Source organism: Metabacillus endolithicus (genome assembly GCF_023078335.1).
Lineage (GTDB): Bacteria > Bacillota > Bacilli > Bacillales > Bacillaceae > Metabacillus > Metabacillus endolithicus.
The window spans coordinates 2,012,583-2,025,490 of the sequence record NZ_CP095550.1 but is presented as its reverse complement, the minus strand read 5'-3'; the positions used below and the strand labels follow the sequence as shown (position 1 = coordinate 2,025,490).

14 protein-coding genes and 2 pseudogenes are annotated in these 12,908 nt (G+C 36.8%); 14 read left to right on the top strand and 2 right to left on the bottom strand.

Going from position 1 to position 12,908, the window contains the following annotated elements; translation table 11 throughout:
- Positions 1-9: 9 nt before the first annotated feature.
- Both MVE64_RS10660 and MVE64_RS10655 read right to left on the bottom strand, forming a co-directional pair.
- The gene (locus MVE64_RS10660; RefSeq protein WP_247346322.1) at positions 10-1,008 is read right to left on the bottom strand and encodes an LCP family protein; all 999 of its coding nucleotides are present in this window, start codon (positions 1,006-1,008) and stop codon (positions 10-12) included.
- Positions 1,009-1,110: 102 nt separating this feature from the next.
- Positions 1,111-1,744, bottom strand: a pseudogene (locus MVE64_RS10655) (YigZ family protein).
- Positions 1,745-1,876: 132 nt separating this feature from the next.
- Between MVE64_RS10655 and degS the strand changes: the two are divergent.
- From degS to flgL, 14 genes and pseudogenes are all read left to right on the top strand, one after another.
- Positions 1,877-3,043, top strand: a complete 1,167-nt coding sequence (gene degS / locus MVE64_RS10650) for a two-component sensor histidine kinase DegS (RefSeq protein ID WP_247346320.1) — start codon at positions 1,877-1,879, stop codon at positions 3,041-3,043.
- Between the two features lie 89 nt (positions 3,044-3,132).
- The gene (gene degU / locus MVE64_RS10645) at positions 3,133-3,816 is read left to right on the top strand and encodes a two-component system response regulator DegU (RefSeq protein WP_247346318.1); all 684 of its coding nucleotides are present in this window, start codon (positions 3,133-3,135) and stop codon (positions 3,814-3,816) included.
- Between the two features lie 165 nt (positions 3,817-3,981).
- Entirely contained in the window at positions 3,982-4,431 is a 450-nt protein-coding gene (locus MVE64_RS10640) for a helix-turn-helix domain-containing protein (RefSeq protein WP_247346316.1), read from the top strand.
- Between the two features lie 14 nt (positions 4,432-4,445).
- Positions 4,446-5,051: a PIN domain-containing protein gene (locus tag MVE64_RS10635; RefSeq protein WP_247346315.1), complete on the top strand. Its 606-nt coding sequence runs from the start codon at positions 4,446-4,448 to the stop codon at positions 5,049-5,051.
- Positions 5,052-5,336: 285 nt separating this feature from the next.
- Entirely contained in the window at positions 5,337-6,179 is an 843-nt protein-coding gene (locus tag MVE64_RS10630) for a DegV family protein (protein ID WP_247346313.1), read from the top strand.
- A gap of 127 nt (positions 6,180-6,306) precedes the next feature.
- Positions 6,307-6,510 (top strand): Myb-like DNA-binding domain-containing protein, encoded by a 204-nt coding sequence (locus MVE64_RS10625; protein WP_231308409.1) that lies wholly within the window; start codon positions 6,307-6,309, stop codon positions 6,508-6,510.
- Positions 6,507-7,998: pseudogene (locus MVE64_RS10620) on the top strand (ATP-dependent helicase ComFA). The gene MVE64_RS10625 and the pseudogene MVE64_RS10620 overlap by 4 nt, the downstream one beginning before the upstream one ends.
- 69 nt (positions 7,999-8,067) lie before the next feature.
- Positions 8,068-8,343, top strand: a complete 276-nt coding sequence (gene comFB / locus MVE64_RS10615; protein WP_247346311.1) for a late competence protein ComFB — start codon at positions 8,068-8,070, stop codon at positions 8,341-8,343.
- Positions 8,344-8,597: 254 nt separating this feature from the next.
- On the top strand, positions 8,598-9,035 hold the full coding sequence (locus tag MVE64_RS10605) for a ComF family protein (protein ID WP_247347030.1): 438 nt from the start codon (positions 8,598-8,600) through the stop codon (positions 9,033-9,035).
- Between the two features lie 59 nt (positions 9,036-9,094).
- Positions 9,095-9,520 carry a TIGR03826 family flagellar region protein gene (locus tag MVE64_RS10600; protein WP_247346309.1) on the top strand — a complete coding sequence of 142 codons (426 nt, stop codon included), beginning with the start codon at positions 9,095-9,097 and terminating at the stop codon, positions 9,518-9,520.
- A 79-nt stretch (positions 9,521-9,599) separates the two neighbouring features.
- Positions 9,600-9,863 (top strand): flagellar biosynthesis anti-sigma factor FlgM, encoded by a 264-nt coding sequence (flgM, locus tag MVE64_RS10595; protein ID WP_247346307.1) that lies wholly within the window; start codon positions 9,600-9,602, stop codon positions 9,861-9,863.
- 23 nt (positions 9,864-9,886) lie between these two features.
- Positions 9,887-10,366: a flagellar protein FlgN gene (locus MVE64_RS10590; protein WP_247346306.1), complete on the top strand. Its 480-nt coding sequence runs from the start codon at positions 9,887-9,889 to the stop codon at positions 10,364-10,366.
- A 17-nt stretch (positions 10,367-10,383) separates the two neighbouring features.
- Complete coding sequence (flgK, locus tag MVE64_RS10585) at positions 10,384-11,982, top strand: flagellar hook-associated protein FlgK (protein ID WP_247346304.1); 1,599 nt, start codon at positions 10,384-10,386, stop codon at positions 11,980-11,982.
- Between the two features lie 12 nt (positions 11,983-11,994).
- On the top strand, positions 11,995-12,900 hold the full coding sequence (flgL, locus tag MVE64_RS10580; RefSeq protein ID WP_247346303.1) for a flagellar hook-associated protein FlgL: 906 nt from the start codon (positions 11,995-11,997) through the stop codon (positions 12,898-12,900).
- The last annotated feature ends 8 nt before the right edge of the window (positions 12,901-12,908 follow it).

The following is a 12,908-nucleotide window of genomic DNA, read 5'->3' as shown; positions in this document are numbered from 1 at the left end:
TTAATCTGTCTAGTTTTGATAATCTGGAGTAGTGCTTGTCGATTCTTGCTCTAAATGTGTTTTTAGCTCAAGTTGCACTTCTTCAAGCATTTCTTCATCCGGTATAAAATAATAAATATCATTAATATACTCATCGCTGCCTTCAATTGTTAGCTTTTCAATGCTGTCTCCATTAATGTTTGGATATTTTTGTTGCAGGGCGATGGCTTGTGATATTCTAAAATTCGTTTCAACATTGTCGCCAATGTGCATAGCTAGTTCATCAATTTTAAATAAATTAGCAGGAGAGGTGGCTTTGTCGATAATGGCCGTAATAATCTCTTTTTGACGATCATTTCTTCCAAAGTCTCCACGTGGATCTCTTTTTCTCATTCTTGCATAGGCAAGAGCTTCTTCACCATCAAGCTCAGCAGGACCTTCTTCAAAATAAATTCGTTTACCGTCTTCATCACTGTTCTCGTAAAAGTCAAAAGGTACATTAACATTAACACCATCAAGCTCATCGACAATTGATTTAAACGCTTGAAAGCTAACAGTAGCATAATAATCGATTGGTATGTCCAAAAGTTCTTCTGTTGTTTCAATTGTTAACTCTTTTCCACCAAAGGCATAAGCATGATTAATTTTTGTTTCACTACCGTCTTCCGGTAGAGTAACAAATGTATCACGAGGAATACTTAACATTTTTATCGTTTGAAGTGTTGGATTTACGGTTACAACGATTAATGTATCTGTACGTCCATTTTCTCCGCCGGAGGAATAATCCTCTACACCCATTAAAAGAATCGAAAATGGATCTTCATTTACTTTAACAGCTGTTTCTCTTCGCTCAGATTTTTCACCGCGTTCCAATTCTGAATACGATTGATTTGCTGCTGCATAGGTTTTATAAATGGTATAGCCGGTATATCCGCCTACACCTAAAAGAACAAGTAAAAGAAAAAGAAGAATTCGTTTAAAAATGCTTTTCTTTTTCTTCACTTTTTTATTTTTTAATCTAGTTGCCACTACTATCCCTCATTTATTTAGTGATTGGGTCGGCTTTGTGATAAGGTTTCGCTGTAAGCACTCATTTTCTGCGGGCACCTTCTAAGTCGCAAAGCTTTGTGATTAAATTGGCTCTTCTAAATAAATATTTTCTCCCTTTACCAAGTAACATTGCCCATTTGTGAGCTCTGTCATCCATTTTTCAAAGGTATTTATGGAAGCTTCTTCAACAAAAGCTTCAATTTCGACTTGCTCTAGGTAATGAATTTCCTTTATTTTATAAATAGAATCTCGCAGTTCGTTTTCAACCTTACCTAGCCAGGTATAGTCGATCTTTGTATGCATGACGCGCATTAATTTGCGTTCAACGATTCCGATTGCTGATAGTCCTTCTGAAACCGATTTTCCGTAAGCGCGAATAAGGCCGCCTGTTCCTAGCTTAATTCCGCCGAAATAACGGGTGACAACAACAACTGTGTCTTTTAACTGTTTCTTTTTCAGAACTATCTAGCATCGGCACACCAGCTGTACCACTTGGTTCACCATCATCATTTGCTTTTTGAATAGAATCATTTTCTCCTATTAAATAGGCAGAACAATTATGATTGGCATCATGATGTTTCTTCTTAATTTGTTGAATAAATTGAATGGCTTCTTCTTCGGTTTTCACTCGTTCTACATAACAAATAAAACGTGATTTTTGTATAACAATTTCATGCTCTCCATAGCCTTTTACGGTATAATAGTGTGAAAGCATGCTTGTACACCTCCTGACAAGCAAGCAGATTTAGAATAGCACATTCTTTTATTATAAAACGACAAATTTTTTACTTCAATTGTTAAAAATGTGACAAACTAAAATTACGGTATAAAAGTCGGAGGGAAAACAATGAACTCCAGTCAAAAAATAGATAGTAATTTACTTGATGAAATATTAGACAAAATGATTGGGACGGTTGCTGGAAGTAAGGATGAAATCTTTATAATCGGTGAACAGTCCAGACAGCAGTATGAGTCTTTAGTAGAAGAGTTAGTTGAAATTAAAAAGCAAGTGAATACGGTGATTGATGAGGGAGATAAGTTAGAGGTTCAAGCTCGTCTTGCCCGAAACCGACTTTCACAGGTAAGTAAAAATTTCAAAGACTTTTCTGAAGATGAAATTCGTGAAGCCTATGAAAAAGCTCATAAGCTTCAGGTAGAGCACTCTATGCTTCAGCAGCACGAAAAGCAGCTTCGTGATCGCCGTGATGACTTGGAAAGACGGTTGCTAGGTCTTCAGGAAATTATTGAAAGATCTGAAGCGCTTGTTGGGCAAATTTCCGTTGTTTTAAATTATTTAAACAGCGATCTTCGACAGGTTGGTATGCTGTTAGAGGATGCCCAGCAGAAGCAGGATTTTGGCTTGCGTATCATTGAGGCACAGGAAGAAGAAAGAAAACGTGTGTCTAGAGAGATTCATGATGGACCAGCGCAAATGCTTGCGAACGTGATGATGCGCTCTGAATTAATTGAACGTATTTATCGTGAAAGAGGAGCGGAGGAAGGCTTTAAAGAAATCCGCAACCTGCGAAAAAATGTCCGAAATGCTTTATATGAGGTAAGAAGAATTATTTATGACCTAAGACCAATGGCTTTAGATGACTTAGGACTTATTCCAACCCTCAGAAAATATATGGACACGATCGAAGAATATAATGGAAAAACCAAAATTCATTTTCAAAGCATTGGCGAAATTGATGGACACCGACTTCCACCGCGATTTGAGGTTGCGTTATTCCGGCTAGCACAAGAAGCTGTCACAAATGCACTAAAGCATGCGGATGCAAATGAAATTGCAGTGAAAGTGGAGGTTACATGTGAATCAATTACAATGATTGTAAAAGATGATGGAAAAGGGTTTAATATTAAGGAAGCAAAAGGAAATAAAGATAAAAAATCTTTTGGACTGATTGGAATGAAGGAACGAGTCGATCTTCTCGGCGGAAAGATGACGATTGACTCAAAAACAGGATTAGGGACTTTTATCATGTTCCAAGTCCCATATCATGGCACTTAATACCAATTCCTAGTATAAATACGGCTAAAGACATATTGACGTAATGGATGCCATTTAGACTAGAATAGACGATGGGGAGGCGTAAGCGCATGAAGACGAAAATTGCCATTATTGATGATCATCAATTATTTCGTGAAGGTGTTAAACGCATTTTAGATTTCGAACCAAGCTTTGAGGTAGTTGCAGAAGGTGACGACGGTGAAGAAGCATTAGCAATTGTTGAAGCACACAAGCCTGATGTTGTGATCATGGATATCAATATGCCAAAAGTGAACGGTGTCGAAGCAACGAAACAATTGGTTGAAGCAAATGAAGATACAAAAATTATCATCTTATCGATTCATGATGATGAAAACTATGTAACACACGCCCTGAAAACAGGTGCAAGAGGCTATCTATTAAAAGAAATGGATGCTGACACATTAATCGAAGCAGTGAAGGTTGTTGCAGATGGCGGCTCTTATTTACATCCAAAGGTTACACATAACCTTGTAAACGAATTTAGACGCCTTGCCACTTCGAATGGACAAGCTAATCTTCAGCCAATGCAGCCTGAAATTCGACGTCCATTACATATTTTAACTCGTCGTGAGTGTGAGGTGCTTCAAATGCTTGCTGACGGTAAAAGTAACCGCGGCATTGGAGAAGCATTGTTTATAAGCGAAAAAACCGTTAAAAACCATGTAAGTAATATTCTACAAAAAATGAATGTGAACGATCGTACACAAGCTGTTGTGGTTGCGATTAAAAATGGTTGGGTTGAAGTGAAGTAAGAGTGAAGGGTCAGACTCTATGAGGAGTGCTGGCTCTTTTTTATTTTATTTTTGAATGAAAAAGGGTAAAAAAGTATATAATTTTAAAATGTTTCATATGTTTCCTTTTTTTCGTTAGTTTCATGAAAAATTTGGTATAATGGAGGTGTGAAAGAGGTGAAAGATATGAGTGTGCTACTTGATCAGATAGAGCTAACAAATCAAGAAAATGCTAATCTAGTGAGCGATAATGCAAGGAATTTTGTTAAACTTCAGAAGTTGATTGAATTTTTCGAGGCAGAAAAAGAGCGTGTTCTTATGACGTTAAGTGAACAAGAAAAGGAAGCTGCTTTTACAGTTCTTCAAAAACAATTTAACATCCCAGACTTCATCACCGTCCACGATGCTGCTGAAATTTTAGAAGTTTCTACTCAAATGGTACGAAGGTATTGCGCAGAAGATAAATTGAGTGCTAGCCAACGCCTAAAAGGTAGTGGGAAATGGCAAATTGAAGCAAAGCAATTTATGGACCATAAAAATTGGGATAAATTTGTCCAAAAGAGAGCACAGATAAAAGATCGCTCTATCAGACTGGCCAATAAGATGAATGAAATTTTAGATAAAGATTCTAATTAAAAGTTGGGGGAATTATGGACTTAAAACAGTATATGGTAGATACTAATGCGGTTAGGTATCGAGTAAACAAAGCAGAAACTATTAAACCAGCTCGTCGTTTTTGGTCCAAAGCAATGAGTGAGGTCATAAATGGCGAGTCTGTAATTTTTCTTCCACAAGAAGTGGATAGAGAACTTACGAATCAATCATTCTCATTTATAGAGTTTGAAAATTCTCCTGAGCTTAATAATATCGCTGAAATCAAGGAAATTAGTGAAATTATCCCTAATATTACTTCTCAAGAGATAGAAGAGTTAATTATTGAAATGTCTGCTTATATTACAGCGAGGTTTCGAAAAGAATTAACAGCTGTTACTGCAGTATCTAAGTTAAAGTATCCGAGTATTCCGGATGCACGTATCCTTTGTACATCATGGCAACGTGACTGTGTTTTAGTTACAGGTAATATCAGTGATTTTATTCTCTTACTTTTATTGGAATCTCCAGAAGATGATAAACTGTATAATATTTTGAATGAGTCTTATATAAAAATTCCGAAAGAATTACATTCAGAAATTCATTCTGACGAAGTTTTTGCAGGTTATTTTCAAAAGTTGGTTGAGCTGATAGGAGATTTATGAGTCTAGTGTTATTATTTGGTAGAGCATAACTATTATTGAAAACACTCTTCATCTTTTTACTTCTTTATTCTCCAATGGTTATATATTCCTTACCCACTCAAATACTTCAATTAAGATCAGATAGAACTAGTTACTATTAAGGCCGAAAAATTTTTAATATTTTCTAGAGTTAGAATTCATAATAGTTAACACAACTAACATACACTAAACAAATAGATATTCCCTGCATTTTCCGGTAGAATGGGAAATGGACAAAACGATAATGATCAAGGAAGGAATTAGACTATGAAAACGGCTATTGTAACAGATAGTACAGCATATATCCCTCAACATATTCGTGAATCACATGACATACATATGATTCCTCTTAGTGTAAACTTCGGGAATGAAACCTACCAGGAAGAAATTGAAATTACCTCACAACAATTTTTCGAGAAAATGAGGAATCAGCAGGAGCTACCAACAACATCACAGCCGTCGATCGGAATGTTTGTTGAGCTGTTTGAAATACTCTCAAAAGAATATGACGCTGTGATTTCAATTCATCTCTCAAGTGGTATTAGTGGTACATATAACGGAGCAGCAACTGCAGGAGACATGGTAGAGAACATAGAGGTTTATACGTTTGATACCGAAGTAAGCGCAATGGTACAGGGGTTCTACGCGCTAGAAGCAGCAGAAATGGCTCAAGCAGGAAAAGCACCGACTGATATCATGGCACGATTAGAAGAAATGAAAAAAACGATGAGTGCTTATATTATGGTCGATGATTTAACGAATCTTCAAAAAGGTGGACGCTTAAGCGGGGCAGCGGCACTAATTGGAAGCTTACTTCAAGTGAAGCCAATTCTTCATTTTGAAAACAAAGTGATTGTGCCTTATGAAAAGGTGCGCACGAAGAAAAAGGCATTAAATAGAGTATTTGATTTGCTTCATGAAGATGCGAAGGATAATGAGCCGATGCGGGTTGTTGTGATTCATGCGAATCGTCCGGAGGAAGCGGAGAAGATGAAAGAGGAGCTTCAAGAGAAGTATGAAAATATCGAATGTATGGTAAGTTATTTTGGTCCCGTCGTTGGCACACACTTAGGTGAAGGTGCAATTGGGATTGGATGGTATAAGAAATAATAGGGTATATTATGGGGAGTTAGTACTGGTTGATTAGTACTAACTCCCTAATTTTTGCTAAAAATATAGACATATAACTAGAATTAACTCATACTAGAAATTAGAAAAATAAGGGGGTTTTAAGCAATTGGATACTCCATCCAACCATACAATGCAACAAGACCAAGAAGAAAGCAAACGTACATATCGCCATTGGACAACTCTTGAGGATCGAAAACTTTTAGAATTACGAAATAGTGGAATGAAATTCAGACATATTGCAGAACAGCTGTCGCGTACACCAATCAGTGTTGAAAAACGCTATCGTAAGATTTTAAAAGGTGACATATGAGATTTTTACATAACAACTCGTTTCTTACTCCGGTTTTTACCTATAATGAAGGTTTACCTCTGTCAAGGTATGAGCAACTACCACAAATACCAAAAAATCCGCATTTTTCTTTTTCGAAGAAACTACAACAACATCTTCAAGGGAAGGAATTACTACTTACAGAAATTCCTTTCCCTGTGGAAGAAATTCAAAATCACTATGAAAAAGGCTATATTCAACTAAATTATGGTGTTAGAAGAAAGCAGCAACGACTTTTTTGTACCCGATGTGGAAATTCAAACTCTTCCTTTTTTTCTTCCTTCGATTGTGCAAAATGTGGGGAACCGGAATGTCACTACTGTCGTAAATGTATTATGATGGGTAGAATCAGTGAATGCACACCTCTTTATAGTTGGAGTGGACCACACTTTCTAGAAGAGACAGACTCCCAGTTACAATGGGAGGGGCAGCTTTCGAAAGGACAAGCTGTGGCCTCGCAACGTGTGGAAAACGCCGTGATGAACAACAATGAGCTTTTGGTCTGGGCTTGTTTGTGGAGCAGGGAAGACTGAGGTCTTGTTTAAAGGAATAGAACGCGGCCTTACTGAAGAGAAGAAAATCTGCATAGCAACACCCCGCACTGATGTTGTACTTGAATTAGCTCCACGCCTCCGACATGTATTCCCTTCAACCTCAATAGCTGCTCTATATGGCGGTAGCGAGGAAAAACACAAATCAGCAGCCCTCACTATTTCCACGACTCACCAGCTTCTGCGCTTTAAACAAACGTTTGATTGCATCATTGTTGATGAAGTTGACGCCTTTCCATACTCCGCCGACACCTCTCTTCAATTCGCCGTAGAAAAATCTCGTAAAGAAAAAAGCTCTCTTATTTATTTAACCGCAACACCGTCTGAGAAATGGAAGAATGATGTGAAACAGAAGAAGCGGGATGCTGTGACCATTCCTGCTCGATATCATGGTCATCCGTTGCCGGTTCCGGAATTTGCTTGGTGTGGGAATTGGAGGAAGCAGCTTAGTAAAGGGAAGCTCCCGAAGAATGTCGTGGAGTGGCTGAAGGAGAGGTTAACAAGCGGAAAGCAGGCATTTTTATTTGTGCCTTCTGTAAGGCTTATTGATGAGGTCGTTGGTTTGTGTAGAGAATTAGATCAGCGAATCGAAGGAGTTCATGCTGAAGATCCTGAACGCCGCGAAAAAGTCCTGCGGTTTCGAAGTGGTGAGATGCCAATTATTGTGACGTCAACCATCTTGGAAAGGGGTGTTACAATTCCAAATAGTGATGTAGCCGTGCTTGGAAGTGAGGATGGTATCTTTACAGAAAGTGCTCTCGTGCAAATCTCCGGTCGAGTTGGTAGAAGTGCATCTTATCCTACAGGTAACATTACCTTTTTTCATTACGGAAAAACAAAAGCCATGATAGAGGCCAAAAGCCATATAGGGCAAATGAATCACAAAGCACTCAAGAGTGACTTTATTACCAAAAAATAGTAACTACTTTCCGGAATCCTTTTCATATGGCATAATATATTCATAATTTGAGTGAGGAGACTTAAGAATATGGTTATTAATGCGATGGAACGGATTATGAAGGAATTATTAGATGAATATAAGCACGGCCTTCATATCAAATGTACTTGTTCAGAATGTATGGATGATATTCTAGCTCTTTCATTAAACCAAACAAAGCCACGCTATGTAACGAACATTGATAAGGTGATGTATGTAAAAGCCGAGTTTATAGATAAACAGGAAATGACTACTCTATTAGTGAAACTAGCAGAATGTGCAAAGCTTGTTTCCGATAAACCACTATGTCAAACACAAGGAGTTTGATGCTTATTCTTTGTCTAATTTGTCATGAAGAGCTTTCGAAGCAAATGAGTTGGTCAAGTTTTTTGTTAACTGAGCCGAAAGCTTGTGATGAGTGTTACCAGAGCCTTAGGAAGATCAATTCCCCGACCTGTCCCCGTTGTTTTAGACCTCAAAATGACGACCAAGTTTGTCAGGATTGTCTGACGTGGGAAAACGATACTCACTGGAAGAACATTCTACAAAAAAATATTTCAGTTTTTGAGTATAATGATTCGATGAAAGAGTTGCTTGCTACCTTTAAGTTTCGCGGTGATGCTGCGTTGGTCGAGGTTTTTCAGAAGGATTTTCTAGCAAGTTATAAAGTAAACTACTTAAAAGAAAAAATAGATTTTGTTATTCCAATTCCCCTTAGTCCAGAGCGTTTGTATGAAAGAGGCTTTAATCAAGCAAAGCTGCTCGCTAATTTTCTCCCACTACCTCAAATAGATATCCTCAGCCGAACCCACCATGAAAAACAATCCAAAAAATCACGACAGGAACGATTAACAGCTTCAAACGTGTTTTCTATAGTAGATTCTAGTAAAATAATGAATAAGAAGATTCTTTTAATAGATGATATTTATACGACTGGCAGTACGTTGAGACATGCTGCGAATGTATTGAAAGGCGATGGAGCTTCTTCAGTATTTTCATTAACATTAATTAGAAGTTAAAAATATTAAAACATGTGCCGATATACTATATATAAAGAAACCGAATAGGAGAATTGAGTATGGGAGAATTAGCGAATTGCCCAAATTGCGATACATTATTTGTTCAAACACAGTTTAGAACTGTATGTGATAAATGTTATAAAGAAGAAGAAAAGAAATATGAAACCGTTTATGCTTTTTTAAGAAAGCGAGACAATCGTAAAGCACTTTTAGATGAGGTTGTGGAAGGAACGGGTGTGTCTAAAGACTTGATTTTAAAGTTCATTCGAACTGGAAGAATTCAGTTATCAAGCTTTCCAAACCTTGGATATCCATGTGAAAAGTGTGGGACTTTGATAAGAAGTGATCGATTATGTGGAAATTGCAGCAATGATATTAAAAAACAGCTTAATCAGGTAGAACAAGAGGCTCAGATTAGTGAACGAAACAAACAACAAATTTCGCCAAAAGCTTCAACTTTCTACTCCCAAAGTACTAAAAAGTAATGAATGGCTAAATAATTAATTTATAAAGACCGATATATATGTTAGACAATTGAACGTTGAATGAAAGTGAGGAAAACTCATGAAAATAAATAATCTTGGATCTGTAAATGTTAATCCGTATAGAAAGAATTTAGAAAAGCAAACGGCTGCTGCAACAAAGTCTCAAACGAAAGAAGATAAAGTTGAGATTTCTTCAAAAGCAATTGACCTGCAGCAATCAAATGAGGTTGTGAAAGCTAGACAAGAAAAAGTTCAGGCAATCAAAGCACAAGTAGAAAGCGGGAATTATACAATCGATCCTAAAGCCATAGCAAAGGGATTAGTAGAATTTTATAAAAAATAAACTAGATATCCGGAGGGTTATGGATGGCTGCTGAAAAATTAATACAAACATTAGAAAAACTATTAAAACTTCATCAAAACCTATATGAAGTAACCCTTCAGAAAACAGAAATACTAAAGCATGATTCTGTTGAAGAGCTAAAAGAGTTGCTGAAAAAAGAGCAAGTGTTTGTTCAAGCGATTAAACAAGTTGAAGATGAGCGAATCAAAGTAGCAGCTGAATTTTTAGGGAATAACGAAGAAGCTACTCTTTCAGCATGCATCGAAAAAGCAACCGGAGCTGAAAAAGAAAAGCTTCAAGGTATTTTGAATGAATTCACTGAGATCATGAATCAACTTAAAGACAGAAATCAGCTGAACAGAGAACTAACAAAACAAGCATTACAGCTTACATCTATGACCTTAGACATGATCATGCCACAAGAAACAGATATCAATTACAATAAACCAGCAAATAAAAATACAGAAAAACAACGTCGATCGATTTTTGATTCGAAGGCGTAAGGTAAGGAGGGAAAATAATGCGTTCAACTTTTATGGGGCTAGAAACGGCTAAGCGTGGGATGTTTGCTCAGCAGAGTGCACTTCATACGACGGGTAATAATATTGCGAATGCGAACACTGAGGGTTATACACGTCAGCGCGTAAACATGCAGGCTACAGAAGCCTATCCTTCACTTGGTTTGAATCGTCCGCAAATACCAGGCCAATTAGGAACAGGGGTGGAAGTTGATAGTGTGCAGCGTGTTAGAGAGAGTTTTCTAGATATTCAATATAGATCGGAAAACAATAAATTAGGCTATTGGGAAAATAGAGCCAAAGCACTTGAAAAAATGGAAGAGATTATGAATGAACCTTCTGATACTGGATTATCCAATACTATAGATAAATTTTGGCAATCATTACAAGATTTATCGTTAGATCCAACGAATGCAGGTGCCCGTTCTGTTGTGCGAGAACGAGCTAATGCTGTTGCAGATACATTTAATTATTTAGCCAAGTCTTTGAAATCAGTCCAAGGTGATTTGAAGAATGAGTTAGATGTTTCTGTAAAAGAGATTAACTCGATTGCAAATCAACTAAATAATATCAACAAACAAATCTCAGAAATTGAACCTAATGGTTATTTACCAAACGATTTGTATGATGAGAGAGACCGATTACTTGATAAGTTATCTTCATTAGCAAATATTAAAGTAACGAATAACCCTTCTGGTGGAAATGCTTTAAAAATTGCAGAAGGTACTTTTACTGTGGAAATAGTAGATGACACAGGAAAAAGTATAGGAACATTAGTAGATGCTAAGCAACAACGTGTAAATGCTTTGAGTATCTCATACAACAAAGTAACTGAAAATAATCAACAAGTTGATGGACTTGTACAGGCTGTAAAAATTGGATCAAAAACTGTTGATATTATGGACTTTAATAGTTCAGGGAAGATTAGTAGCTTGATTGATTCGTATGGTTATTCAGAAACTTTAGGTGATGGTACGATCATTGAACAGGGATTATTCCCAACAATGCTCAATAATTTAGACACAATGGCATTTAATTTTGCAGAGCGTATAAATGAAGTCCAACATAACGGATACAATTTAAAAGACTATGATGCTAATAAAAACCCTATTAGCTTAGCAGATAAATTGGCAAAAGAAGAAGTCGATTTCTTTACAGTTGCTAATCAAAAAGGTGCAGCTAGTACGATTTCAATTTCAGCGAAAATTTTAGAATCAACAGACTATATTGCAGCTGCAGCTATAGTAGATGGTGTCCCACCTGAGATTGGAAATGGGCAGAACGCTGTTAACTTATCAAATGCTAAAAATGATACTTTCAATATTGGTGGAGTGATGTCAACTCTTCAAAATTTCTATGAGAACATAATTGGAGGAATGGCAGTTAATGCTCAGGAAGCAGAAAAACTAACAACAAACAGCTCTGTATTACGTGATTCTGTTGATCAACGTAGACAATCTGTAAGTGCTGTTTCTCTTGATGAAGAAATGACAAATATGATTCAGTTCCAACATGCATATAACGCATCTGCAAGAATGATTACACTTCAAGATGAGATTTTAGATAAGATTATTAACGGTATGGGAGTATCAGGAAGATAGGAGGTGCAGTAAATGCGTGTTACACAAAGTATGTTAGCAAGTAATTCTTTGAAAAACTTAAGCAAAAGCTATGCAAATATGGGGAAATATCAAGATCAGTTAGCGACAGGTAAGAAAATTAATCGTCCTTCGGATGATCCGGTTGTTGCGATTAAGGGTATGTTTTATCGTACTAACTTAACAGAAGTTGAGCAATACCAGCGTAATTTATCTGAGGCATACACATGGATGGAGAATTCAGAAGCTGGAATTGAGCATGCAACCCAAATTATACAAAGGGTACGTGAACTAGTGGTACAGGGGAAAAATGGTTCAAATAGTCCTGAAGATCTTCAGTCAATAGGTGTTGAAATTGCGCAATTAAAAGAGGATTTGGTTGGTGTAGCAAATACACAAGTTGCTGGAAGGTATATCTTTAATGGTGAAAAGACGTTAACGCCACCTATACCTGAAGATTCAATCAAGTTTATTGATGGGAAACAAGTTTATGATTTCGATCAAAACACACCTCCTTTTAATGTAGAAGTATCAAAAGGAGTTAACTTAAAAGTTAACATAGATTCAAAAAATGTCTTCAGTAGTGGTTTTTTTAATACTTTACAGCAAATAGAGGACTCATTAACTGATGGAATTGGCGACATGGAAAATAGTGAAGACTTGTTAGTCCAATTAGACGGATTTTTTGAGAAGATGACTTCTGAAAGATCGGAGCTAGGAGCTAGGTATAATCGACTCGAGTTAGTTGATAGTCGATTAGGCGATCAAGAAATAATCGCAAATAGAATTTTATCCGATAATGAAGATGCTGATATAGAGAGGGTTATAACGGACTTAACAATTCAAGAAAGTATACACCGCGCATCTTTATCTGTTGGATCAAGAATTATCCAACCAACATTAATAGACTTTCTACGATAAGCTATCTT